General features: G+C 67.0%; 22 protein-coding genes and 2 pseudogenes. 14 read left to right on the plus strand and 10 right to left on the minus strand.

Going from position 1 to position 25,040, the window contains the following annotated elements; all coding sequences use genetic code 11:
- Window positions 1-1,253: OmpA family protein (locus tag BRAS3809_RS10765; protein WP_240535644.1), on the plus strand; the 1,253-nt coding region annotated here is incomplete at its 5' end.
- 241 nt (window positions 1,254-1,494) lie between these two features.
- On the opposite strand, the gene argG is transcribed toward BRAS3809_RS10765, so the two are convergent.
- From argG to BRAS3809_RS10790, 5 genes are all read right to left on the minus strand, one after another.
- The gene (gene argG / locus BRAS3809_RS10770; protein ID WP_008962121.1) at window positions 1,495-2,832 is read right to left on the minus strand and encodes an argininosuccinate synthase; all 1,338 of its coding nucleotides are present in this window, start codon (window positions 2,830-2,832) and stop codon (window positions 1,495-1,497) included.
- A 102-nt stretch (window positions 2,833-2,934) separates the two neighbouring features.
- Entirely contained in the window at window positions 2,935-3,720 is a 786-nt protein-coding gene (locus BRAS3809_RS10775) for a phosphatase PAP2 family protein (protein ID WP_008962122.1), read from the minus strand.
- A gap of 39 nt (window positions 3,721-3,759) precedes the next feature.
- A complete protein-coding gene (locus tag BRAS3809_RS10780; protein ID WP_008962123.1) occupies window positions 3,760-4,242 on the minus strand; it encodes a hypothetical protein in 483 nt (160 codons plus the stop codon).
- Window positions 4,243-4,400: 158 nt separating this feature from the next.
- On the minus strand, window positions 4,401-5,612 hold the full coding sequence (gene rlmN, locus BRAS3809_RS10785) for a dual-specificity RNA methyltransferase RlmN (RefSeq protein ID WP_008962124.1): 1,212 nt from the start codon (window positions 5,610-5,612) through the stop codon (window positions 4,401-4,403).
- A 116-nt stretch (window positions 5,613-5,728) separates the two neighbouring features.
- The gene (locus BRAS3809_RS10790) at window positions 5,729-6,355 is read right to left on the minus strand and encodes an invasion associated locus B family protein (protein ID WP_008962125.1); all 627 of its coding nucleotides are present in this window, start codon (window positions 6,353-6,355) and stop codon (window positions 5,729-5,731) included.
- A gap of 345 nt (window positions 6,356-6,700) precedes the next feature.
- Between BRAS3809_RS10790 and BRAS3809_RS10795 the strand changes: the two genes are divergently transcribed.
- The 3 genes from BRAS3809_RS10795 (at window position 6,701) to BRAS3809_RS10805 (ending at window position 10,480) form a co-directional block, all read left to right on the plus strand.
- Window positions 6,701-7,675: an NADPH:quinone oxidoreductase family protein gene (locus BRAS3809_RS10795; RefSeq protein ID WP_008962126.1), complete on the plus strand. Its 975-nt coding sequence runs from the start codon at window positions 6,701-6,703 to the stop codon at window positions 7,673-7,675.
- Between the two features lie 494 nt (window positions 7,676-8,169).
- Window positions 8,170-9,159 carry a hypothetical protein gene (locus BRAS3809_RS10800; RefSeq protein ID WP_008962127.1) on the plus strand — a complete coding sequence of 330 codons (990 nt, stop codon included), beginning with the start codon at window positions 8,170-8,172 and terminating at the stop codon, window positions 9,157-9,159.
- Between the two features lie 145 nt (window positions 9,160-9,304).
- Entirely contained in the window at window positions 9,305-10,480 is a 1,176-nt protein-coding gene (locus tag BRAS3809_RS10805) for a TAXI family TRAP transporter solute-binding subunit (protein ID WP_008962128.1), read from the plus strand.
- 159 nt (window positions 10,481-10,639) lie between these two features.
- Here the strand turns inward: BRAS3809_RS10805 and BRAS3809_RS10810 are convergent, their stop codons facing one another.
- Together BRAS3809_RS10810 and BRAS3809_RS10815 are read right to left on the minus strand one after the other, a co-directional pair.
- Window positions 10,640-11,056: a YkvA family protein gene (locus BRAS3809_RS10810; RefSeq protein WP_035656023.1), complete on the minus strand. Its 417-nt coding sequence runs from the start codon at window positions 11,054-11,056 to the stop codon at window positions 10,640-10,642.
- A 108-nt stretch (window positions 11,057-11,164) separates the two neighbouring features.
- Window positions 11,165-11,470 (minus strand): annotated as a pseudogene (locus tag BRAS3809_RS10815) (4a-hydroxytetrahydrobiopterin dehydratase); the annotation flags it as partial.
- A gap of 361 nt (window positions 11,471-11,831) precedes the next feature.
- On the opposite strand from BRAS3809_RS10815, the gene BRAS3809_RS10820 reads away from it, so the two are divergent.
- Together BRAS3809_RS10820 and BRAS3809_RS10825 are read left to right on the plus strand one after the other, a co-directional pair.
- On the plus strand, window positions 11,832-13,190 hold the full coding sequence (locus BRAS3809_RS10820; protein WP_052523407.1) for a TAXI family TRAP transporter solute-binding subunit: 1,359 nt from the start codon (window positions 11,832-11,834) through the stop codon (window positions 13,188-13,190).
- Window positions 13,191-13,345: 155 nt separating this feature from the next.
- Window positions 13,346-14,917 (plus strand): alkaline phosphatase D family protein, encoded by a 1,572-nt coding sequence (locus tag BRAS3809_RS10825; RefSeq protein WP_008962132.1) that lies wholly within the window; start codon window positions 13,346-13,348, stop codon window positions 14,915-14,917.
- A 22-nt stretch (window positions 14,918-14,939) separates the two neighbouring features.
- Here BRAS3809_RS10825 and BRAS3809_RS10830 read toward each other — a convergent pair whose 3' ends face one another.
- On the minus strand, window positions 14,940-15,314 hold the full coding sequence (locus tag BRAS3809_RS10830; RefSeq protein WP_008962133.1) for a response regulator: 375 nt from the start codon (window positions 15,312-15,314) through the stop codon (window positions 14,940-14,942).
- A gap of 165 nt (window positions 15,315-15,479) precedes the next feature.
- Between BRAS3809_RS10830 and BRAS3809_RS10835 the strand changes: the two genes are divergently transcribed.
- The 8 genes from BRAS3809_RS10835 (at window position 15,480) to BRAS3809_RS10865 (ending at window position 22,707) form a co-directional block, all read left to right on the plus strand.
- Entirely contained in the window at window positions 15,480-16,241 is a 762-nt protein-coding gene (locus BRAS3809_RS10835; protein ID WP_008962134.1) for a Crp/Fnr family transcriptional regulator, read from the plus strand.
- A 69-nt stretch (window positions 16,242-16,310) separates the two neighbouring features.
- Entirely contained in the window at window positions 16,311-17,030 is a 720-nt protein-coding gene (locus BRAS3809_RS10840; protein WP_008962135.1) for a prolipoprotein diacylglyceryl transferase, read from the plus strand.
- Window positions 17,011-18,417, plus strand: coding sequence for a radical SAM protein (locus tag BRAS3809_RS10845; protein ID WP_008962136.1), 1,407 nt, complete (start codon window positions 17,011-17,013; stop codon window positions 18,415-18,417). Before BRAS3809_RS10840 ends, BRAS3809_RS10845 begins: the two co-directional genes overlap by 20 nt.
- Entirely contained in the window at window positions 18,414-18,662 is a 249-nt protein-coding gene (locus BRAS3809_RS10850; protein ID WP_008962137.1) for a hypothetical protein, read from the plus strand. The genes BRAS3809_RS10845 and BRAS3809_RS10850 overlap by 4 nt, the downstream gene beginning before the upstream one ends.
- Before the next feature lie 91 nt (window positions 18,663-18,753).
- Entirely contained in the window at window positions 18,754-18,876 is a 123-nt protein-coding gene (locus BRAS3809_RS37600; protein WP_008962139.1) for a hypothetical protein, read from the plus strand.
- On the plus strand, window positions 18,869-19,138 hold the full coding sequence (locus BRAS3809_RS10855) for a hypothetical protein (RefSeq protein WP_240535645.1): 270 nt from the start codon (window positions 18,869-18,871) through the stop codon (window positions 19,136-19,138). Before BRAS3809_RS37600 ends, BRAS3809_RS10855 begins: the two co-directional genes overlap by 8 nt.
- Window positions 19,139-19,465: 327 nt before the next feature.
- The gene (typA, locus tag BRAS3809_RS10860; RefSeq protein ID WP_008962141.1) at window positions 19,466-21,292 is read left to right on the plus strand and encodes a translational GTPase TypA; all 1,827 of its coding nucleotides are present in this window, start codon (window positions 19,466-19,468) and stop codon (window positions 21,290-21,292) included.
- Window positions 21,293-21,462: 170 nt separating this feature from the next.
- On the plus strand, window positions 21,463-22,707 hold the full coding sequence (locus BRAS3809_RS10865) for a flavin monoamine oxidase family protein (protein WP_035656026.1): 1,245 nt from the start codon (window positions 21,463-21,465) through the stop codon (window positions 22,705-22,707).
- 226 nt (window positions 22,708-22,933) lie between these two features.
- On the opposite strand, the pseudogene BRAS3809_RS10870 reads toward BRAS3809_RS10865, so the two are convergent.
- Window positions 22,934-23,820: pseudogene (locus tag BRAS3809_RS10870) on the minus strand (LysR family transcriptional regulator).
- A gap of 8 nt (window positions 23,821-23,828) precedes the next feature.
- Window positions 23,829-24,899, minus strand: coding sequence for a YeiH family protein (locus BRAS3809_RS10875; RefSeq protein WP_008962144.1), 1,071 nt, complete (start codon window positions 24,897-24,899; stop codon window positions 23,829-23,831).
- Window positions 24,900-25,040 lie beyond the last annotated feature (141 nt).

Below are 25,040 nucleotides of genomic sequence, written 5' to 3' on the forward strand. Positions count from 1 at the left end.
CCCCGCCGTCCCCGGCGACTCCGCCGGCGGCCCAGACTCCTGCTCCGGGCACGCCGCCGGTCGCCGGCAATCCGCCTCCGGGTGGACGCCCCGGCACGCCTCCGGGCGGTGCCGGCGGACCGCCGCCCGTGGCCGGGCCGGGTCCCGGCGGTGCGCCAGCTCCCGGTGCGCCTCAAGCCGGGCCGGGCGCCGTGCCTCAGGCCGGTCCACCGGCGATGTCGAATCGGCCGCCGCCGCAGGTCGCGGCCCCGATTCCGGCTCCGCCGCCGCCCACGGCTCAGCAGCTCACGCCGATCGCGCCCGGCGCCGCGCTGCCGGGTCCGCAGCGCCTCGACGACTTCCGCGGCCAGCGCCGCGAGGTCCAGGAGGGTGGCCGCACCGTGATCTACGAGCCCGGCCGGGTCATTGTCCGCGACCCGAGCGGACAGGAGTTCGTTCGCCACGACGAGCTTGAGCGGTTCCGCTTCGGTGCCCGCGACATCCGCGTGGAGCGCGAGGACCGCGGCGAGACGCGCACGGTGGTGTTCCGCCCCGACGGCAGCCAGATCGTCACGATCACCGGGCCCGACGGCCGGCTCCTGCGCCGCATCCGCCGCGACATCGGCGGCCGCGAGATCATCATCATCGACAACACCTACCGCGATCCCCAGGCGGTCGGCGGCTTCTATGTCGAGCTGCCGCCGCCGGAGATCCGCATCCCCTACAACCGCTACATCGTCGACGCCGAGGAGGCGCCGCCGGATGTCATCTACGACACGCTGATCGCGCCTCCGGTGGAGCGCGTGCAGCGGCGCTACTCGCTCGACGAAGTCCGCTACTCGCCTTCGGTGCGTCAGCTGATGCCGTCGATCGATCTCAACACCGTGACCTTCGACACGGGATCGTGGGAGATCGGGCCTGACCAGGTGGCGAAGCTGCAGGTCATCGCCGACGGCCTCAACCAGGCAATCCAGCGCAATCCGCGCGAGGTCTACCTGATCGAGGGCCACACCGACGCGGTCGGCAACGACACCGACAATCTGTCGCTGTCGGATCGTCGCGCCGAATCGGTCGCCACGCTGTTGACGCAACAGTTCGGCGTTCCCGCGGAGAACCTGACGTCACAGGGCTATGGTGCGCAGTACCTGAAGGAGCAGACGTCGGGCCCGAGCCGGATCAACCGCCGCGTCACGGTCCGCCGCATCACCCCGCTGCTGAACGGCGGCCAGGCCGCCCTGCCGCCGCCGCCCCCGGGCGTCGCACCGCCGCGCTGAGACGCGTCGACCAATCGAAATGAAAATGGCCGGGAGCGATCCCGGCCATTTTTGTTGGTGCCAATCTGTCACGTCCAACTCGGTGTCGTCCCGGCCTCGAGCCGGGACCCATACCCACCGGGTCTAGCTTTGCGACGGCTGGAGCCACAGCCCGCTCTCGCCCCATCCGCCGGTGGCTATGGGTCCCGGCTTTCGCCGGGACGACAACGGTGGGGATCGCGCCGGCGTCGCGTGAGGCGGCTCAGCCCTTGTCGTGGCCGAGCTGGAAGATCTGCGCGCCGTCGGAGCCTGACAGCAGGCCCGTGTCGGAATAGAGCTTCAGCTTGGTGCGGGTGTCGGTGATGTCGAGGTTGCGCATCGTCAGCTGGCCGATGCGATCGGCCGGCGTGAAGGCGGCGTCCTCGACCTTTTCCATGCTCAGCCGCTCCGGCTGATAGGTCAGGTTCGGGCTTTCGGTGTTGAGCAGCGAGTAGTCGTTGCCGCGGCGCAGCTCCAACGTCACCTCGCCGGTGATGGCGCTGGCGACCCAGCGCTGCGCAGTCTCGCGCAGCATCAGGGCCTGCGAATCGAACCAGCGGCCCTGGTAGAGCAGCCGTCCCAGCCGCAGGCCGTTGATGCGGTACTGCTCGATCGTATCCTCGTTGTGGATGCCGGTCAGCAAGCGCTCATAGGCGATGTGCAGGAGCGCCATGCCCGGCGCCTCGTAGATGCCGCGGCTCTTGGCCTCGATGATGCGGTTCTCGATCTGGTCGCACATGCCCAGGCCATGACGGCCGCCGATCGCATTGGCCTCCAGGAACAGCGCCACCGCATCGCTGAAGGTCTGGCCGTTCAGCGCGACCGGCTGGCCCTCCTCGAAGCGCACCACGACGGTCTCCGGCTTCACCGCGCAGTCCTCGCGCCAGAACGGCACGCCCATGATCGGGTTGACGATGCGGATGCCGCTCGACAGGCTTTCGAGATCCTTGGCCTCGTGGGTGGCGCCGAGCAGATTGCTGTCGGTCGAATACGCCTTCTCGGCGCTCATCTTGTAATTGAAGCCGTTGGCGGTGAGGAACGCCGACATCTCGGCGCGGCCGCCGAGCTCGTCGATGAACTGCTGGTCGAGCCAGGGCTTGTAGATCTTGAGGTTCGGGTTGGTCAGCAGGCCGTAGCGGTAGAACCGCTCGATGTCGTTGCCCTTGTAGGTCGAGCCGTCGCCCCAGATGTTGACGCCGTCTTCCTTCATCGCGGCGACCAGCATGGTGCCGGTGACGGCGCGGCCGAGCGGGGTGGTGTTGAAGTAGGTCGCCCCTCCCGTCGAGATGTGGAAAGCGCCGGACTGGATGGCGGCGATGCCCTCATGCACCAGCTGGGTGCGGCAGTCGACCAGGCGCGCCTTCTCGGCGCCGAAGCTCATCGCCTTGCGCGGGATCTCGTCATAGTCGGACTCGTCGGGCTGCCCGAGATTGGCGGTGTAGGCAGAGCAGCGCGCGCCCTTCTGCTTCATCCAGAGCAGCGCCGCGCTGGTGTCGAGGCCGCCGGAGAAGGCGATGCCGACTTTCTCGCCCTTGGGCAGGCCTTTGAGGATCGTGGTCATGGGAAGTCCAACCGGTGTTGATGGCTGTGCCGTTCAGAAATTTGGGCGCGAATAACAGATTTCGCCCGTTTCGGCACGCGATTAAATGCGGCCCGGCCGCGCTCAGGCGGCGGGGCTGGTGTCCGCCTCGCGGCGGCGGCCGCCGAACAGCCGGCGCCTCAGGCGGAAGCCGGGCATCGCGAAGCGGGTCAGCGCGGCGTCGACGCCTTCGTCGGTGAGGCGCGTCGAGGGCCAGCGGTAGATGTAGCCGTGCAGCAGCCAGATCACGATGAAGGTGACCAGCCCGGCGGCGGCGATGTCGGTGAAGAAATGCCCGCCGAATGCCATGCGCAGCACCGAGGTGGTGAGCCCGAACAGCACGGCCGCGCCATAGGCGACGGGGCGGATCGCCGGCGGTGCCAGGGCGGCCGGCGCCAGGGTCCAGAATGCGGTGGCGCCTTCGCCGGAGAAGAACGAGCAGTTGCGGCCGCAGCCGCCGCGCGGATCCCACCACGGCACGAACTGCATGTCGCCGCCGAACTCCGTGACGACGACGGGCCGCGGCCGGCCCCAATAGGATTTGAAAGTGAGGTTCGTGATCACGATTGCCGAGAGCGACAGCGTCAGCAGCAGGAAGGCGATCGTGCGGCCCTTGATCAGCAGCGGACGATCCGGACGGATCAGCTTCACCACCAGCGCGACGATCGAGGGCAAAGCGAGGCCCCAGGCAATCCACATCGCGGCGTCGCGGGCGAAGGCAGCATAACCGTCGAGCTTCAGCGGAAAGCTGCGCGTGTGCGGATCGTAGAACAGCGCGGCGAGCTTGAGGTCGAGCTCGGGATAGACGCCGAACAGCACGCCGATGACGAGCGCGAGCGACAAAGCAATGAAGAGGCCGGTCCGGTTCATGGCGCGCGGTTTAGCGAAAGCCTGCGGCAATGGAAAGGCTCACCGCGGCGAGCCTGACGGGAGAGGCGGGGGCGGAGGCAGGAGCGGCGGTTCGCGCCACCGGCCGGCATTGCGGCCGGCGATCAGCCAGTAGACGAGACCGCCGAGAATGCCGGCGCCGGTCAGGATCTCGAGCTGCCGGCGGTCGATGCCATCGAAGCGCAGCGTTTCCGGGTCGAACGGGATCAGGCCGAGATAGCAGGCCGCCCCGACCAGGCCGCCGCCGATCGCATAGGCGAGCACGCTGCGGATCGAGAACGCCTCGGTGAGGAGGGCGATCAGCAGCGCCGGGATCAGCGCGAAGCCCGACACGAAGATGAAGCCGAAGCCGATCAGGATCTGGAACGCGCTCTGATCGATCGGGCGGATGCCGAGGTCGGAGAATTCCGGAAACAGAATCGCTGTGACGACGATCAGTCCCGCGACGAAGCATGCGACGAGAAACGCGAACGCGATCACGAGGAGACGGCCGATCAGCGCCATGCTTGAGACCCGTGTTACAGAAGCCAGGTCCGCTGTCTCCGTTGTCATGGCCGGGCTTGACCAGGCCATCCATCACCGAAGAACTTTTTGCGGAGGGGATGGATGCCCGGGTCAGGCCCGGGCATGACGGCGTTGCTCGGAGATGCGGCGAAAGACAATCAATCCGTCATCGCCATTGCGCGCAGCGCCTGCCGTTCCCGCGCCGACAGCTTCTCCGTCTCCGATTTCAGCTGGCCGCAGGCGGCGAGGATGTCGCGGCCGCGCGGGGTGCGCACCGGCGAGGAATAGCCGGCGTTGAAGACGTATTCGGAGAATTTCTCGATCTGCTCCCAGTCCGAACATTCATAGGCCGAGCCCGGCCACGGGTTGAACGGGATCAGGTTGATCTTGGCGGGAATGCCCTTGAGCAGCTTGACGAGCAGGCGGGCGTCGTCGAGCGAATCGTTGACGCCCTTGAGCATCACATATTCGAAGGTGATGCGCCGCGCGTTCGACGCGCCGGGATAGTCGCGGCAGGCCTGCAGCAGCTCGGCGATCGGATATTTGCGGTTGAGCGGCACCAGCTCGTTGCGCAGCTCGTCGCGCACCGCATGCAGCGAGATCGCCAGCATCACGCCGATCTCTTCGCCGGCGCGCTTGATGTTCGGCACCACGCCCGACGTCGACAGCGTGATGCGGCGGCGGGAGATGCCGATGCCCTCATTGTCGGAGACGATCAGCAGCGCGTCGCGCACCGCGTCGAAATTGTACAGCGGCTCGCCCATGCCCATCATGACGATGTTGGTGACGAGGCGATTGCCGTGCGGCGTTTCGCGATCGGCCCAGTCATTGAGGCGATCGCGCGCCACCATGATCTGGCCCACGATCTCGCCGGCGGTGAGGTTGCGGACCAGCCGCTGCGTGCCGGTGTGGCAGAACGCGCAATTCAGCGTGCAGCCGACCTGTGATGAGACGCACAAGGTGCCGCGGTCGGTCTCGGGAATGTAGACGCATTCGACCTCGTGCGCCTTCTGCAGGTCGTCGCCGCTCGGCAGCCGCAGCAGCCATTTGCGGGTGCCGTCGTTCGAGATCTGCTCGGCCACGACCTCGGGGCGGTCGACGGTGAAGCGCTCGGCCAAGCCGTTGCGCGTGTCCTTCGACACTGAGGTCATTTCGTCGAACGATTGGGCGCCGCGGAAGTATAGCCAGTGCCAGAGCTGCTGCACCCGCATCTTCTGCTGCCGCTCCGGCACGCCGATCTCGCCGAGCCTGGCCGCGAGCTCCGCGCGCGACAGCCCGATCAGCGACGGCTTCGCCGGCGGCACGTAGGTTTCGAGCGGCGTCTTTTCGAGGGGCGCGGCGGCTCCGCGCAGCCCGGCAGTCGTTGCCATGTCCAGGGGCCCAAAATGCAGCCCGGCCGCTGCGGCCGAAGGCTTTCAACGGCTGTATATAGCAGTCCCGCCCGCAAATGCGACCCGTACGACCGGAGGCGGTAGCGGCAGGCCGCTCAGCGGCGGCAATCCTGGGCGATCCGGTCCAGCGCCTGGGCGAGGCCCTTCAGCGAGAACACGTCGGTGGTCTCGGTGCCCTTGGCCGAGACGCCCTTGACCACGGCCTCCGGCGCCTTGCGCATGGCCTCGACCATGCGCTCCTCCTCGGCTGCGTTCTTGATCCAGAGCCCGTCACCCTGGGCGTACATGGCATAGGACGAGCCGCCGACGTCGAGCGAGCCGTCGGCGCCGGGCTTGAGCGCGTAGCCGATCATGATCGACACCTCGTTGAACACCTTCTCGGAGGGCCGGGTCGAGACGAAGGCATAGGCGGGATCGCGCGGGCGATTGGCCGGGTTGGTCTTGGACGAGGCGGGCTTGGCCAGCGCGAAGCAGACCTTCTTGCCTGCGGGCATGGCCGTGTAGGCGCCCCATCCACCATATTGCCCGATCAGGGTCGGTTCCGCGCCGCCGATGCTCGGCACTGCCGGCTTGGCGTCGGCCTTGGGCGCGGCCTTCGGCTGAGGCGCCGGTGAAGCCTTGGGTGGCGCCTTCGGCGCAGCCGTCTGGGCTTCGGCCAGGCTCGATGCTCCGAGCACGAGGACGCTGGCCGCCAGCGCTGTCGACAATCGCGAAAACAACATGATTAAGCTCAGCCCCCGCGATCTCGTCCACCAACATTGTGACTGGAAAATGGCTCGGATTCGCCGCCGGCCCCGCGGCGAGGGATAGCGGCTCAGTCTCGGCTTGCAAAGCCTGCAGATTGATCGCGGAAGCGTCGGTCAGATCTGGCCGGGCGTGTTCGAACCGGGTTCCATCTCGTCAGCAAGGCTGGCGTCGCCGGTGACCATGTCGCGTTCCGAGTGACGGTATTTCGCTGGCGGCCTCGGATCGCGGCACGCGCGTTGCCGATTGTCGCGGGAACGCAAATCCGGCATGACGTTGCAAAAGCCGGGCACGATCCGGACAACACATGAAGGAGCGCGCCCATGAAAGCCATTCTCTGCTCGCAATATTGCCAGCCCGACGATCTCGTTCTGGCCGATGTGCCCGATCCCACGGCCGGTCCCGGCGAGGCGGTGATCGCGATCAAGGCAGCGGCGCTGAACTTCTTCGACATCCTGATGATCCAGGGCAAGTACCAGATCAAGCCGCCGTTCCCGTTCTCGCCGGGTGCGGAGGTCGCGGGCGTGATCGAGAGCGTGGGCGACGGCGTGACCGACCTGAAGGTCGGCGATCGCGTCGTTGCGTCCTGCGGACATAACGGCGCGCGCCAGAAGATCGCGCTCCCGGCGGCGTCGATCGTCAAGATTCCGGACAATCTCGACTTCGACCGCGCTGCCGGCATCATCATCATCTATGGCACGGCGCTGCATGCGCTCGAGGATCGCGCCAGCCCGAAGCCGGGCGAGACGCTCGCCGTGCTCGGCGCCGCCGGCGGCACCGGCCTCGCGGCCTGCGAGCTCGGCAAGCTGATGGGCTTGAAGGTCATCGCCTGCGCCTCGTCGGACGAGAAGCTCGAATTCGCCAGGCAGCACGGCGCGACGCTGACCCTGAACTACGCGAAGGAGGATCTGAAGGAAGGCCTGCGCCGGCTGACCGACGGCAAGGGCGCCGACATCATCTTCGATCCGGTCGGCGGCACCTACGCCGAGGCGGCACTGCGCTCGATCGCCTGGGAAGGCCGCTTCCTGGTGATCGGTTTTGCCGCGGGCGACATTCCGAAGATGCCGCTCAATCTCGCGTTGCTGAAGGGGTGTGACATCCGCGGCGTGTTCTGGGGCGCCTGGACCCGGCTCAACCCGGCCAAGAACCGCGCCAATCTGGAGAAGCTCGTGCAGTGGACCGCCGAGGGCAAGCTGTCGTCGCATGTCGACCGCACCTTCCCGCTGGCGCAGACGGCTGAGGCGCTCAAAGTGCTCGCCGGTCGCCAGGCGATGGGCAAGGTGATCCTGCATCCCTGATGATGTCGGCCCGGACGGCTTCGGAGTGATGCTGCTCCGGGGCTTTCAGCGCGCGCGTTCCGTGCAAGCCCCGCGGCTGCACGGCGCCGCCGGAGGCGTCCGACGTGAGCCGATATGTTGCGAGGAGGTCGCATGTTTGCGGAAAAATCGCGGCGCCAAGCGTCGGCTCACGGCAACCTGTGGCAGAAAACCCGAAAACGAGCGTTTCTTGGTTAACGCAACCGAGACACATTGTGGCAAGGTTAATTCCGCGCCTTTCTCGTTGTTCTTTCGACGATTCCCAGGTTGCTGCCGTGCAACCTCGCATATGCATCGCCACAATCAGATCAAACTATTTCCAGAATCATGCCCGGTCTCGTCCACTTTTAGTCGGATTCAATTAGTCAATTAGTTGTCGGCAGTGGGGTGCCTCCAATAATCGTAACGCGTCTCGGGCTTCTGACGGGCTCGGGGCCCGCAAGTATGTTGCGTGAAGTGAGATGGGGATGAAGACCATGGCTGAGCGGACGACACGCGGACGGTTCGAGGACAGGTCATCAGCCAGTCCTGAGTTCAGGCCGTTCCCCGACGATGCTCCGCAGGAGCGCTCGCCCACCTATCGGTTCGGCAGGTCCGCTCGGGATCACTATCCAAACGACGAATCGATGCCGATGTTCCTATCCGAGTATGAGGCGGGGCATCAGATCGAGAGCACCGAATTCGATGACCAGTGGCCGGTCAGGGCCCGGCGGACCTCGGTCTCCTCGCGAATTCTGCTAGCGGTGGTTGCAGCCGCAGGCGTCGCCGTGCTGTTCGCGCTGGTCACGTCGGATGCGACGCGCGACCTGATCGCCAGCGCCAAGGCGTCGATGGTCGGCTCCGCGCCCGACCCGACCGCGCCTCCGCAGCCCAGCGCCACCCAGCTGACCGCCCGTGACATGCAGCTCAACGAGCCCGCGCGAGCGACCCCCGAGCCGCAGCCGGCCGCAGCGCCGCCGGTCCAGATGGCCGCCGTGACGCCGAGCCGCGATGACATTGCCAATGCCTATCAGACGGCGCTGCAGAACCGCGTTCCGACCCAGCCTGTTCCACCCGCTCCGAGCGTCGCCACGGCGCCGCCGGCGATGACGCCGCCGTCGATGACCTCTCCCGGCGCCGGCGCCGCGATCGTCGCGCCTGGACTTGGCGCCGTTACGGCCGCGCCGCCGCCGGCCCCGGCCCGCCGTCTGGATCCGGATGAGCTGGCCGGCATCATGAAGCGCGCCAAGGGACTGCTGGCGGCAGGGGACATTCCTTCCGCTCGCCTCCTGCTGGAGCGCGCCGCCGAGGCGCAGGAGCCCGCCGCCGCGCTGATGCTGGCGCAGACCTACGATCCCCACGTGCTCGGCACCAAGGACATCCGCAACATCAACGCGGACCCGGCCGCGGCGCGCAACTGGTACCGCCGCGCCGCCCAGCTCGGCTCTGCGGAAGCGCAGCGCCGGCTCGATCAGCTGCAGAACTGAACGCACGTGGCGGCATCGCCGCCGCCACGTTTCATTTTTTTGTTTCACGCATGATTTTCGGGTCGGTCATGGGTAACGCCGGGGACGCTCCGGCGCTGCGCGCGTCGCGGCCCGCGATCACGTGCCAGCTTAGTCGAGGGAACAGATGCGACGTTTGATTGGAGCGGCCATCGCCGCAATGATGATGGCGTGCGGTTTTTCTGCCCATGCCGAGGAAGGCGAGTTCGACCCAGCCAAGGTGAGCGACAGCCTCAAGGCCATCTTCCAGTTCGGCTCGGTTCAGACCAAGCAGGCGCTCAATGCCAACACGGTGACGCTGATCACCGGCACGATCGGCGGCACCTATGTGCAGTTCGGCGCCGACCTCGCCTCGCTGCTCGATGACGGCAACAGCCTGCGCGTGCTGCCGATCGTCGGCCGCGGCTCGGTGCAGAGCGTCGCCGACATCCTGTTCCTGCAGGGCGTCGATCTCGGCGTCGTGCGCGCCGACACGCTCGATTATCTCGAGCGCAAGGGTTTCGCCAAGGACATCAAGAAGCAGTTCACCTACGTCACCAAGCTTTACAATGAGGAGATGCAGGTCATCGCGCCGCGCGCCGTGCACAATCTGCGCGACCTCGAAGGCCGCCGCGTCAGCGTCGATTTGCCGAACGGCGGCACCTTCGTGACGGCGCTGACGGTGTTCGAGCGGCTCGGCCTGCGCGCGAACTTCCTGTACATCGAGCAGCGCATCGCGATGGAGAAGCTCAAGCGGGGCGAGCTCGACGCCGTCATCGTCGTCGGCGGCAAGCCCTACAAGTCCGTCAGCACCTTCGTGAACGACGGCCGCTTCCATCTCGTCAACGTCGACTACGACCGTCCGCTGCAGAATGACTATCTGCCGGCGACGCTGACCGCGAAGGATTATCCGAACCTGATCGCCGAGGGCGAGAAGGTCGACACGATCGCCGTGCCGGCCGTGCTCGCCGCCTATAATTGGGCGCCGAACACCGACCGCTACCGCAAGCTCGCAACCTTCGTCGACGCCTTCTTCACCAAGTTCCCGGCGTTCCAGAACCCGCCGTTCCATCCGAAGTGGAAGGAAGTCTCGCTGTCGGCGCCGCTCGCCGGCTGGCAGCGGCTGCCCGCCGCCAGCAAATGGCTGGAGACGCATGCGATGGAAGGCGCGCAGCGCGACCGCTTCGACGATTTCCTCAAGCAGAGCAGCGCCGGCAAGTCTTTGCCGACCGAGGCCGATCGCGAGGCCCTGTTCAAGCAGTATCAGGCCTGGGAAGCGGAAAAGACCGGCAGCGCCCGCGCGCAGGCGCGTCCGCAGCGCTGAGCCCGCGTCGCCCGCCGGCGCGATTGACTTGAGAACAAAAAGCCCTGCTCGCGCAGGGCTTTTTGCTTCGTCATCTCCGATGACGGCCGACGCAGCTCGGCGAACCTCGTCTCCTCGAGTTCGCCGTCGTCAGTCGAACAGCGACGGCGAGAACTGTTATCAGCCGGTGCGGTCGGCGCCGTCGTCCACATCGGCATCCGCGTCGACCGTGAGCCGCGCCAGCGCAGCCTTGGCTGCGGCGCGGTGATCGGGGGTGATGTGCGAGGCCACCATCCGGATCGCGGTCGCCAGCACCGCGGCGTCATCGGTGAAGCCGAGGATCGGCATCATGTCGGGCACGATGTCGAATGGCAGGATGAAGTAGGCGAGGGCGCCGAGCAGCGCGACCTGCACATGCCGGGGCGTCTCCTTGTCGAAGGCGCAGTAATAGGCGGCGAGCAGATCCTCCGCGAACGGGATCCGGGCCACCACCTGCTTGAACTTGATCCAGAACCGGCGACGCACGCTGTCGCGATCCCGCGCCAACCGGTCGGCCGGCTCGAAGCCAACGCTGTAATCGGTCGTGTCGGACGCCATGTGTGATCTCCCCACCGAGGCAGAAGCCAGCGCGGTCGTTCCGCCGTCATGTGGGGACGGCATCGCCGGCCACAAGACGTCCCGAGCGTCGCACGACGCGTGATGTCGTCAGCCGTTGATCGCAGCCGCAATCGCGTCCATCGCCCGCGCCAGCTCGATATCGAGCATCGTCACGCCGCCGGCATCGTGGGTGGCGAGCACCACCTCGACCGTGCGGTAGACGTTGCGCCACTCCGGATGATGATCGCGCTTCTCGGCGATGAGCGCGACCCGCGTCATAAAGCCGAAGGCTTCGTTGAAATCCCGGAACGTGAACGTCCGGGTGATCGCTTCGCGGCCGCCGACCTCGGACCAGCCCGAGAGGTCTCGCAGAGCGCTCGCACGCGCCTCGGCCGACAATCGCTGCACCATTACAAGCCTCCGATTCCGTCCGCCCTCGTCTCGCCGGCCGGCCGGACGAGCCGAATTTTTACGGGTCCGTCATGGACGCGGACCCCGCGCTGGCTGCGAGATTAGCACGAAACATCATCCGAATCAGAGCCTTGAGGCAATCCCCGAACCGTCTGGGCCCTGATATGGGCTCCGTCATCGCGGACTCGGCCTCCGGTAACCATGACGCAGATGTCACTCCGGGTTGACAAGAAATTTGCTACAGTTTCGGCTTAGCGAAGGACGAGGCCGGACGGAGCCGCGCCTGGCGCTGCTCCCGGGCCATCGGATCACCGGAGGATCGGACCTGGCAGACCCGCAGACCACGCCAGCGCAGCGCTCGCAGATGCGCCCTGCCGTGTTCATCGTCATCGCCGGGATCCTCGCGATCATCGGCGCGCTGGCGGGCGCGTATTATTTTGCCATGCGTCCGGTGGTGCTCAAGATCGCGGTCGGTCCGCCCAACAGCGACGACCTCAAGGTCGTCCAGGCGCTGACTCAGGCGTTCTCCCAGAACCACGCCTACGTCCGGCTTCGCCCGGTGCCCACCGAGGGAGCCGCCGAAAGCGCGCAGGCGCTCGCCGCCGCCAAGGTGGATCTCGCGATCATCCGCGGCGATCTCGAGGTGCCGAAGAACGCGCAGGCCGTCGCGACGCTGCGCAAGAACGTCGCCGTGCTCTGGGTGCCCACGGCCGGCAAGGGCAAGGGCCGCAAGGGCGCGGCCAAGATCACCAAGATCTCGCAGCTGGCGGGCCACAAGGTCGGCATCATCGGCCGGACGCCGGCCAACGCCAACCTGCTGAAGGTGGTGCTGCACCAATATGGCGTCGACCCCGCCAAGGTCGAGATGGTGCAGTTTCCGGCCTCCGAGGCTGCGGAAGCCGTCCGCAGCCAGAAGGCCGACGTCTGGCTCGCCGCCGGCCCGGTCAACAGCAAGGTCACGGCGGACGCGATTGCCGCCGCAACCAAGGATGGCGGCGTGCCGACCTTCCTGGCGATCGATTCGGCCGAGGCGATCGCGCAGAACCATCCCGAATATGAAGCGGCGGAGATCCCGGCCGGCGCGTTCGGCGGCTCGCCCGATCGTCCCGAGGACGAGGTCAAGACGATCAGCTTCAATCACCACATCGTCGCGCGCAAAGGCCTCGCCGACTCCACCGTTTCGGCGTTCACCCACCAGCTGTTCTCGGTACGCCAGCAGCTGCTGTCGGAATTCCCGCTGGCGGCCAAGATCGAGACGCCCGACACCGACAAGGACGCCGCCATTCCCGCCCATCCCGGCGCGGCGGCCTTCGTCGACGGCGAGGAGAAGACCTTCCTCGACCGCTACAGCGACTACATCTGGTGGAGCCTGATGGCGCTGTCGGCGATGGGCTCGGCGGGCGCCTGGTTCGCCGGCTATCTTAAGCGCGACGAGCGCACCATCAATACCTCGCTGCGCGACCGGCTGCTGGAGATGATCCCGATCGCGCGCAAGAGCGACTCGACCGATGAGCTCGATCAGCTCCAGGCCGAGGCCGACGAAATCCTGCGCAACACGCTGACCTGCTTCGAGGACGGCGCGATCGAGCATGCCGCGCTGACCGCGTTCAACATCGCGCTCGAGCAGTTCCACAATGCGGTCGCCGACCGCAAGCTGATCCTGATGAGCATGCCGGCCAATCTGCAGCGCACCGGCGCGCAATTGCGCGCCGCGGGCACTTGACGCCTACGCGTCTCTTCCGATCGTCTCCGCCGATCGCCCGCCCGGCAGCGACACGAGCCGGGGACGTCCTGTAATCCCAGCGTCATCAATCTTTTCTACCTCTGCCGCCGTCTGGGCCTGCGCGGTTGCGCGCGCCATCCGACCAGGAGATCCGCATGACCGTTCACATTCCTCGCCCGTCCCTCAAATTGTCCCGCCGCCGCTTCCTCTCGACCGCGGCCGGAGCCGGCGTCGCGACGCTTTCGAGGCCCTATCTGAGCCGCGCGGCCGACCGGCCGCAGATCACGCATGGCGTGCAGTCCGGCGACGTCGGCATGGACGGCGGCGTGGTGTGGGCGCGCGCCGACCGGCCGTCGCAGATGCTGGTCGAGGTCGCGACCACCGAATCGTTCAAGGACGCCCGCGCGCTGCCGCCGATCGCGGCGCTGCCGGAAAGCGATTTCACCGCCAAGATGCTGGTCGACGGCCTGCCGAGTGGCCAGGACATCTTCTACCGCGTCAAGTTCCGCGACCTCTCGCACACCGCCGTCGAGAGCGAGCCGGTGATCGGCCGCTTCCGCACCGCGCCGGGCAACAAGCGCGACGTCTCGTTCGTCTGGGGCGGCGACGTTGCCGGGCAGGGCTGGGGCATCAATCCGGATGACGGTGGCATGTTCACCTTCGCGACCATGAAGAAGCATCAGCCGGACTTCTTCCTGCATTCCGGCGACACCATCTATGCCGACGGCCCCATCAAGTCCGAGGTCAAGCTGCCGGACAACAAGGTCTGGAAGAACCTCACCGTCGAGGAGAAGGCCAAAGTCGCCGAGACGCTCGACGAATTCCGCGCTGCCCACAAGTACAATTTCCTCGACCAGAACGTCCGCGCCTTCAATGCCGAGGTGCCGATCTTCGTGCAGTGGGACGACCACGAGGTGACCAACAACTGGTCGGCCTCGAAGGACCTGCCGGCGGCCTACAAGGAGCGCAACATCCAGCTGCTCGCGGCGCGCGCGGCGCGCGCCTTCCATGAGATGTATCCGATGCGCGAAAGCATCGTGGAGCCGGGCCGGGTCTACCGCACCATCAATTACGGTCCGCATCTCGACGTGTTCGTGCTCGACGAGCGCAGCTATCGCGGCGCCAACGGCCCGAACCTCGAGGACAAGTATGGTCCGGCATCCTACTTCATCGGGCCGGAGCAGATGCGCTGGCTCAAGCAGGCGCTGCTCAACTCGCGCGCGACCTGGAAGGTCATCGCCTCCGACATGCCGCTCAGCCTGATCGTCTATGACGATGCCGCCAACAGACGCGGCTCCGAGGCGATCGCGCAGGGCGATGGTCCGGCGCGGGGCCGCGAGCTCGAGATCGCCGAGATCCTGCGTTTCATCAAGACGGCGCCGATCCAGAACACGGTCTGGCTCACCGCCGATGTGCACTACGCGGCGGCGCACTACTACGACCCGAACAAGGCGCAGTTCCAGGATTTCGAGCCGTTCTGGGAGTTCGTGTCGGGCCCGCTGCATGCCGGCACGTTCGGTCCGAACGAGCTCGACAACACCTTCGGCCCCGAGGTGCGCTTCATCAAGGCGCCCGGCCTCGACAAGCAGAACCTGCCGCCGTCGGCCGGCATGCAGTTCTTCGGCCACGTCAAGATCGACGGCGCGAGCGGGCAGATGACGGTCACCCTGCGCGACCGCACCGACGTCGCGCTGTGGTCGACGACGCTCGATCCGAAGCTTGCCTGAGGGCGCTTCGCTGCGGCGGCAGCTAGCCGCGCCGCCGCAGCACCACCGCGAGGGCGTCCGTGGGGCACGGCTTGGGCAGGCGCGGCCGATCGGCAAACGCCGCCGGCACGCCTTCGGCGCCGTAGCCGGTCGAGAAGGCGAAGGGGATGCGGAGCGTGCTCAGCCGCTCGGCGATCGCGAAGCTCTTCTCGCGTACGAGGCCGACGTCGAGCAGCGCGAATTGCGGCGCACGCTCCTCGATCATGGCAAGCGCCGTGGCGACGTTGGCCGCGATCCGCACGTCGGCAACGCCGAGGTCGGTGATGGTGTCTTCCAAGCCGAGCGCAATGATCGGGTCGTCCTCGACGACCAGCACATGCTGATAGAGCTCGGGCACGCCGGGATGCGAGCTGGTCATGTGATCTGCGGGTTCCAAGGTGAAACTGGCTCCCGCAGCCGGCGCCTCATCGCAAGCACGCTGGCGGGTCCTGGAACCGAAGCCATCATATCGGAGTTCCTGTGTCGGTGCACTTGTGAACACAAGGCGCACGGATCACGCACATGCGTAGCGCGGGGACTTCGGATGCCGACTCAGAGTGTGACGACGCTTGCGCGCGAGCGCCCCTATAACAACCTGCTGCGGCGCTTGAGCCCGCCCGACTACGCTCTGATCGCGCCCTATCTCGTCGAAGACCAGGCAGCACCGAACGAGCTGCTGTATCGCCCCGGCGACGATGTGCAGATCGTGCATTTTCCATGCGGGCCGGCGCTCACATCCTATCTCGTCCCCAACGAGGATGGCCGCGACGTCGAGACCATTCTGGTCGGCCGCGAAGGCGCCGTCGGCGGCATCGTCAGCGAAGGCTTCCTTCCGGCCTACACGCGCATCGTCGTCAAGTTCGGCGGCCCGTTCGCGCGGCTGCCGCTGTCGCGCCTCGCCGCTGCCAAGCTGCAATCGAAAACCCTGCGCAACGTCTTCGCCCGCTATGCGGATTGCATGCTGGCGCAGGTGTTCCAGTCGACCGCCTGCAACGCGATCCACTCGATCGAGCAGCGCACGGCGAAATGGATCGTCGCGGCGATGGATCGTACCGATGGCGAGCCGGTCGTGCCGCTGACGCATGAGCAGCTCGCGACCCTGCTCGGTGTCGGCCGCTCCTATGTCAGCCGTGTCGTCCAGACTTTCCGCGCCGAAGGCATTCTCGACACCAGGCGCGGTGCCTTCATGGTCCGGGATTTCGAGACGCTGAAGCAGCGCTCCTGCCTGTGCAACGAGGCGGTGAAGACGCATTTCGAGGAGGTCCTGCGCGGCGTCTACCCGACCGAGCAGGCCGCCGCGGGCTGATACGAACACGTCATTGCCTTTGGCGGCGGGAACTTGCCATAGTCCGGATGCAACCGGACGATGGACGTCATGGACGGCGCCGTGCTTCACGCGATTTTCGATCTGGCGGCCTGGCTCAGCGCCGCCGCGGCCGGCTGGTGGCTCGCGCGCGGCGCGCGCGTCAGCTTTCCCAGGCAGTCGACCGAATGGCCCTATGTCGCCGCGCTCATGTTCGGCGCCGGGCTTGGCGCCTATCTGTTCGGCACGCTGAACCTGTGGCTGTCCGGGATGAGCGGGCTGGCGCGGTCTGTCGAAGGCGCGCTCGCCGGCGGCATCGTCGCGGTCGAGCTCTACAAATGGCGCCACGGCATCGTTCTGCGCACAGGAGCGCGCTTTGCGCTGCCCCTGGCGGTCGGCGTCGCCGTCGGCCGTCTCGGCTGCTATGCGGCGGGGCTCGACGATTTCACCTATGGCACGCCGACGGCCTTGCCGTGGGGGCATGATTTCGGCGATGGCGTGATGCGCCACCCGGTGCAGCTCTATGAGAGCCTGGCGATGGCGGCGTTTGCCGCCGTCTACATCGTCGCCGTGCTCAGGCGGAACGACGCGGTCATCGCCGGTGGCTTCTACCTCGCCCTGCTCGTCTATGGGTTGCAGCGCTTCGTCTGGGAATTCCTCAAGCCCTACGGGCCGGTGATCGGCCCCTTCACCCTGTTTCATCTGCTGTCGCTTGCGATTGCGGCCTACGCCGCGGTCATGCTGGCGACGGCGCCGCAACCGAAGGCCCTGCATGAACGCGCCGCTGCGTAAGTCCCGCCCCTATGTGTTCTGGGGCCAGACCCAGTCCCTGTGCGAGACCTGCCTCGACCTGGTACCGACCAAGATCCAGATCATCGACAACGAGGTCTGGTACGAGAAGCGCTGCAAGGATCATGGCGTGCAGTCGACGCTGGTCTCGGACGATGCCGCCTATTGGCGGCGCTGCAAGTCGTTCATCAAGCCTGGTGATACACCGCTGAGCTTCCAGCGCCGCACCGAATATGGCTGCCCTTATGATTGCGGCCTGTGCCCGGACCACGAGCAGCATTCCTGCCTGGCGCTGATCGAGATCACCGATCACTGCAACCTGACCTGTCCGGTGTGCTTCGCCGAATCCTCGCCCCAGCGCGCGCATTTCACCGCGCTGGCGACCATCGAGCGGATGCTCGATGCGCTGGTGAAGAGCGAGGGCGAGCCGGATCTGGTGCAGATCTCCGGCGGCGAGCCGACGCTGCATCCCGGCTTCTTCGACATCCTCGCTGCGGTGCGCGCCCGGCCGATCCGCCACGTCATGATCAACACTAACGGCCTGCGCATCGCGCGCGAGCCGGACTTCGTCGCGCGGCTGGCGGAGGACAAGCGCGGGCTCGAGGTCTATCTGCAGTTCGACTCGCTGTCGCGCACCGGCCTCACCAACATCCGCGGCGCCGATCTGCGCCGCATCCGCCAGCAGGCGCTGGAGAACCTCGAGCGTGCGGGGATTTCGACGACGCTGGTCGCGACCATCAAGCGCGGCGTCAATGACGACGAGATCGGCGACATCGTCCGCCACGCGCTCGAATGGACATGCGTGCGCGGCGTCACCCTGCAGCCGGTGCAGGACGCCGGCCGCAATGCCGATTTCAACAAGGATACCGACCGCATCATGCTGTCGGAGATCCGCCGCCGCGTGATCGAGACCGGCGTGTTCGGCGAGCAGGACATGATTCCGCTGCCGTGCAATCCCGAGAGCATCTCGATCGGCTACGGCCTGCGCAACGGCACCACCGTGCTGCCGCTCACCTCGATGGTGCCGCAGGAGGAGCTGCTGTCGGTGATGCCGAACACGATCAGTCCGGAAAAATACCCGGTGCTCCGCGAGAAATTCGTCGAGCTGTTCTCGCTGTCATCGGGCCCGCTCAACACCGGCGAGCGCGTCGCCGAATTCCTCTGCTGCCTGCCGCAGGTCGAGGTGCCCGACAACCTCGGCTATGAGCACGTCTTCCGCGTCACCATTGTACAATTCCTCGACCGCTTCAATTTCTGCGTCGGCAACGTCAAGCGCTCCTGCATCCATTTCGTCACCGAGCGCGGCGAGATCATCCCGTTCGACACCTACAACCTGTTCTACCGCAACGGAGCCATCGACGGCATCCGCGCAAGGGCCGCGCAGCCATGACTGAACGTCCGAACATTCCCCCCGAGCTTCCGCCACGGCAGCAACGCTCCGGCTGCGCCACAGCCTTGGGCATCCTGGTCGGCCTGGCCCTGCTGTTTCCGATGGCCTGCGTCCTGGTGATCTTTCCCAATCAGATCACGCGCAACGATCTCATCAACCCGATCGGGCTGCTGTTGATCGGCGCGGCCGTCGCCGGCATCGTGCTGATCGCCGCCGCCATCAGGTACAGCCGGAGCCGGTCGTGACGCCGCGGGAGTACCCTGCACAGTCCGCTCCGTGGGGCTGGGTCATGCTGATGCTGCTCACCGGGCTGGTGCTGCTCGCGCCGGGGTTGCTATGCTGATCAACGAGCGGAGTTTACCCGACCTGCTCGCCGTGATTGCGCTCGGAGCCATCGTGCTCGGCTTGTGTTGGGTCCATGCCGCAATCCGCCTGATGATGCCGCGCCGCCATGGATGATGATCCGTTCAACCGCCGCCCGCCGTTGTCGCCCTTCCTGGAGGAGGTGGGGCGGGCGCGAGCGCCCGCCGGCCTGGCGGCGACCATCGGTGCGATCCTCGGCGGTCTTGCCCTGATGTTTCCGTTCGGCTGCGTGATGGCGCTGATGCGCCGCGAATGGAACGAGTTCGGCGGCCTGTTCGGTCCCGGAGCGATCCTGGCCGGCATGGCCGTCGCGGGGTTGGTGATGATCGTGCTGGCGGTGCGCCGCCGCTGGGGCTGAGCCAGGTCACATGTCGTCGCCCGGACGTCCCGGCTCGGATTCAGCTCGCGCCACGCCGCAGGAGCGCTGGAAGGGGCCGTCCGGACCCGCTCCTCATTCCTGAAAGCAGTCATTGTTTTTTGGTGTTTTTTGCCTATATTGCGCCGCAACGCGTGAGGTCTGCCCGGTCGATTGGCCGGGCTTCCTATTTGGGGCTGCCGGCCCCGGCCGCCGAACCGAGTTTCGCGAGCGCGCGTCGCAAAGCTAACAGCTTGATTCGACTATCATAAAGCGCGCGCCCCGCCGGGGACAGAGCACGAGCTCCAGAAAGCTTAGAAGACACCGACCATGAATCTTCGCAACATCGCCATCATCGCCCACGTCGACCACGGCAAGACCACGCTGGTCGACCGCCTCCTGCAGCAGTCCGGTACCTTCCGCGAGAACCAGAAGGTCGCCGAGCGCGCCATGGACTCCAACGACCTGGAGCGCGAGCGCGGCATCACCATCCTGGCCAAGGCCGCCTCGGTGCAGTGGAAGGACACCCGCATCAACATCGTCGACACCCCCGGCCACGCCGATTTCGGCGGCGAGGTCGAGCGCATCCTGAACATGGTGGACGGCGCGCTGGTGCTGGTCGACGCCGCCGAGGGCCCGCTGCCGCAGACCAAGTTCGTGGTCTCCAAGGCGCTCAAGGTCGGGCTCAAGCCGATCGTGGTCATCAACAAGGTCGACCGTCCGGACGCCCGTCCGACCGAGGTCATCAACGAGGTGTTCGACCTGTTCGCGGCGCTCGACGCGTCAGAGGAGCAGCTCGACTTCCCGATCCTGTACGGCTCGGCCAAGCAGGGCTGGATGGCCGACAGCCCGGAAGGTCCGCAGGACCGTGGCATGGAGCCGCTGTTCGAGCTGGTGCTCCGTCATGTCCCGCCGCCGAAGACCGAGGAGGGGCCGTTCCGTATGATCGGCACCATCATCGAGGCCAATCCCTATCTCGGCCGCATCATCACCGGCCGCATCACCTCCGGCACCCTGAAGCCGAACCAGCAGGTCAAGGTGCTGGCCGCCGACGGCAAGATGATCGAGCAGGGCCGCATCACCAAGATCCTGGCGTTCCGCGGCCTCGAGCGCACGCCGCTCGATGACGCCGAGGCCGGCGACATCGTCGCCATCGCCGGGCTGACCAAGGGCACCGTCGCCGACACCTTCTGCGATCCCAGCGTCGAGACGCCGCTTCCGGCGCAGCCGATCGATCCGCCGACCGTGTCGATGTCCTTCATCGTCAACAACTCGCCGCTCGCCGGCACCGAGGGCGACAAGGTCACCAGCCGCATGATCCGCGACCGCCTGCTGCGCGAGGCCGAGGGCAACGTCGCGCTGCGCGTCCGCGAGGCCGACGACAAGGACTCGATGGAAGTCTCCGGCCGCGGCGAATTGCAGCTCGCAATCCTGATCGAGACCATGCGCCGCGAGGGCTTCGAGCTGTCGGTGTCGCGTCCGCGCGTCGTGTTCCAGAAGGACCCGGCGACCGGCCAGACCCTGGAGCCGATCGAGGAGGTCGTCATCGACGTCGACGAGGAGCATTCCGGCGTCGTCGTGCAGAAGATGAGCGAGCGCCGCGCCGAGCTGATCGAGATGAAGCCGTCCGGCGGCAACCGCCAGCGTCTGGTGTTCTACGCGCCGACCCGCGGCCTGATCGGCTACCAGGGCGAGCTGTTGACGGACACCCGCGGCACCGCGATCATGAACCGCCTGTTCCACAACTACGCGCCCTACAAGGGCGAGATCCAGGGCCGCCGCAACGGCGTGCTGATCTCCAACGACCAGGGCGAGGCGGTGGCCTACGCCATGTTCAAGCTGGAGGACCGCGGCCCGATGATGATCGAGCCGGGCTGGAAGGTCTATCGCGGCATGATCGTCGGCGAGCACACCCGCGACAATGATCTCGAGATCAACGTGCTGAAGGGCAAGCAGCTCACCAACATCCGCACCACGTCGAAGGACGAGGCGGTGCGGCTGACGCCGCCGATCAAGATGACGCTGGAAAAGGCGCTGGCCTATATCGAGGACGACGAACTCGTCGAGGTCACCCCGAAGTCGATCCGGCTGCGCAAGAAGCACCTCGATCCGAACGAGCGCAAGCGCGCCGAGAAGCAGAAGGAAGCTGTGGCGTAAGACGGCTGCTGCTCTCTCCTTCGTCATGTCCGGGCTTGGCCCGGCCATCCATCCGCATCGAGCCGTGAGGATGGTGACGGCGTGGATGCCCGGGCCTTCGCCGCGACGAAGCGGCTTCGGCCGCGCAGGTGGGTCAAGCCCGGGGCATGACGACCGAGTTGGATGAGCCGATGTCCCTCCCATCCTCCATCGACATTGCCATCATCGGCGCCGGCGCCGCCGGCCTCGGCGCCGCGCACGCGCTGCGCGACAAGGGCGTCTCCTTCATCGTCCTCGAAGCCCGCGACCGCATCGGCGGCCGGGCGCATAGCATCATGGCCTCGCCCGAGGTGACGTTCGATCTCGGCTGCGGCTGGCTGCATTCGGCGGACCGCAACTCCTTCGTCGCCATCGCCGAGCAGCTCGCTTTCGCCATCGACAAGTCGCGCCCGCCCTGGCGCGATCAGGCCTATGAGGCGGCGTTTCCGCGCGCGGAGCGCGAGGATTTCCTGCGCGCGCTGGAAGCGTTCTTCACCCGCACCGCCGAGGCCGCCAGGAGCGGCCGCGACGCGCCTGCCAGCATCTGCCTCGCGCCCGGCAATCGCTGGAACGGCATGATCGATGCGATCTGCACCTATCTCAACGGCTGCGAGCTCGACCAGATGTCGCTGCTCGACTTCGAGGCCTATGAGGACACCGAGCTGAACTGGCGCATCCGCCGCGGCTATGGCGCACTCGTCGCGGCCTACGGCGCAGGCCTGCCGATCGCGCTCAATTACAACGTAACGCTGATCGATCATGGCGACCGGCGCATCCGGCTCAGCACGTCGCAGGGCACGCTGACCGCCGGCAAGGTCATCGTCACCGTGCCGACCAATCTGATCGCCGAGGAGGCGCTGCGCTTCACGCCGGCTCTGCCGGACAAGGTCGAGGCCGCCGCCGGCCTGCCGCTCGGGCTGGACAACAAGGTCACGCTGGCGCTGGATGGCTGGGACCACCTGCCGAAGGATTCCGGCATGCGCGGCCGCAGCAGCACCGCGCGCGTCGGCAGCTTCCAGCTCCGCCCGTTCGGCCAGCCCTGCATCGAGGGCTTCTACGGCGGCAGCTTCGCCCGCGAGATCGAGGCGGCCGGCGAGGGCGCGTTGGCAGCGCAGGCGATCGACGATGTCGTGGCGCTGCTCGGCAGCGATATCCGCAAGAGCCTGCGTCCGCTGGCCGAATCCCGCTGGGGCGCCGACCCGTTCGCGCGCGGCGCCTATTCGCACGCGCTGCCCGGCCATGCCGGCAAGCGCGCCGTGCTGGCCGCGCCGGTCGACGACCGCCTGTTCTTCGCCGGCGAGGCCACGCCGCCGGGATTCTTCTCGACCGCGCATGGTGCGCGCGACAGCGGCGAACGCGCGGCGCGGGAAGCGCTGACGTCGCTCGGAAAGCTCTGAACTCTCCACGTCGTTGCGAGCGCAGCGCAATCCAGCGTCACGCGGGGCGGTCATCGTTCTGGATCGCTTCGCGGCGCTCGCGATGAGGGTCAGGGTTCGTCATTTCGGGGCAGCCGCGCCAGCGGCTGAACCCGGAATTCCGAGATGAGGCGCGAGATTCCGGGTTCGCCCTCCACCTTTCGCTCTGCGAGCTGCGGCGAAGGCCGCCCCGGAATGACGGCTCAAACTAGCTCCGGCTCTCCCTAACCAGCCGCAGAAATTCCCGCGCCGCCTGGGTCTGGTGANCTCCCGATGCCGCAGGCTGTAGAAGTGCCGCCTGGGCAGTTCGATCTTGGCGACAGACAGCAGCCCCGCTTTGACGCCCCGCATCACGACGAGCCGCGACAACACCGTGACGCCGGCGCCGGCCTCGACCGCGCCACGCACGGCTTCGTTGGACGGCAGATCAAACGCGACATCGAGCTCGTCCGCGCGGATGCCGAACCGGCCGAGCGCCGCTTCGAGCACGGCGCGGGTGCCGGAGCCTTGCTCGCGCAGCACCCAGCGCGCCGCCTTCAGGTCCGCTGATGTCACTGATTCTGCCCGGCAGAGCGGATGATCCGCCGGCCCGACCAGCGCCATCTCGTCGTCCGCGACCGGCTGGGCCGCGAGCACGGGATCGTCGACATCGCCCTCGACGAAGCCGAGATCGGCCGCTCCCTCGCGGACCTCGGTCGCGACCTGCTCGGTGTTGCCGATCGACAGCTGCAGCGTGATCGCCGGGTGCGCGGCCTTGAAACGGTGAATGAAGGCCGGTAGCCAATAGCCGGAGATGGTCTGGCTCGCCGCCAAGGCCAGCCGCCCGCGCTTCAAGCCGGCGAGGTCGTCGAGCACAGTCTCGGCGGCGGCCGCGCGCGCCAGCACGGCCTTGGCTTCGACCAGAAACGCCTTGCCGGCCGCCGTCAGCACGATGCGGCGGCCGACCCGATCGAACAGCTTGGTCTGGTAGCGCGCTTCGAGCGCAGCGACCGCCGCCGAGGTTGCCGACTGCGTCAGGTTGAGCTCGCGCGCCGCCTGGGTGACGTGCTCGCGGGTGGCGACCGCAACGAAGATCCTGAGCTGCTCGAGCGTCACGTCGTCTCCTAGGTGGTCAGCTTCACCAGGGCCAGGCTGAAGCTCGCGATGAAAAGGAAGGCCGCGAAGCCGAGCGCCGCCGGCCGCAGGCCCTTGGCCCTGAGCTTGGCGACATCCGTCTCCAGCCCCATCGCAGCCAGCGCCATCGACAGCAGGAAGGTCGTCGCGGTCACGATGATCGTCTTCGCCTCGGCCGGCACCGTGATGGCGCTGTTGAGGCCGACCATCGCGATGAAGCCGACGACGAACCACGGCAGCGGCGGCTGCGCATGGGCCTCGCCATGAGCGCCATGGCGCGCCCGGCGCGTCGCCAGCAGGCCGAGTGTCAGCACCACCGGTGCCAGCAGCATCACCCGCGCCAGCTTGGCGATGGTGCCGAACTCACCGGCCTGCTGCCCCTGCTGGAAGGCGGCGGCGACGACCTGCGCGATTTCATGGATCGACGCGCCGCTCCACAGGCCGAAGGCGTGGGCGTCCAGCTGCAGCAGGCCGGGCAGCAAGGGATAGGCGATCATCGCGATGGAGCCGAACACGGTCACGCAGGCGACCGCATAGGCGACATCCTCGTCATGCGCGCGCGTCACCGTGTTGGTGGCGATCACGGCGGACGCGCCGCAGATCGAGGTGCCCGCGGCGATCAGCTCGGTGAGCTTGCGGTCGACGCCGAGCAGCCAGCCCATTCCCATCGTGAACAGGAAGGTGCCGGTCAGGCTGAGCGCGATCACGCACAGCCCGCGGGCGCCGACCTCGACGATCTGGGCCGCCGTCAACTGCAGTCCGAGCAGGATGATCGCGACCCGCAGCACGCGGCGCATGGCGAAGGTGACGCCGGGCTTGGCCCGCGCCGGCGTGCCCACACTGTTATGCAGCGCCATGCCCGCCACGATCGCCAGGATCATCGGGCTGAACATCGCGAGTCCCGGCAGCTGGCGCAGCCCGAAGGCGCCGGCCGCGATCGCGGCCGAGAGCGCCAGCCCGGGCAGTAGCGATGTGATTCGCAACGGTGACGAGGCGCGGGCATCGCGATGTCGGGCGCCGGCGGGCGCATTGGCGGTCAGGTCGTGAGACGGAGCGGCCATGGAAAACTCTCCCAAACCAACGGTTCGAGAGAGAATTCCATGCTGCGATCGATCAATCCAACGAGTTATATCGGATATTTCATTCGATTCAAACGATTGATTGCGGTACTGAGATACTGCCGCTTATTGCTCCAGCACCCG

The organism is Bradyrhizobium sp. STM 3809 (assembly GCF_000239795.1).
Taxonomy (GTDB): Bacteria; Pseudomonadota; Alphaproteobacteria; order Rhizobiales; family Xanthobacteraceae; genus Bradyrhizobium.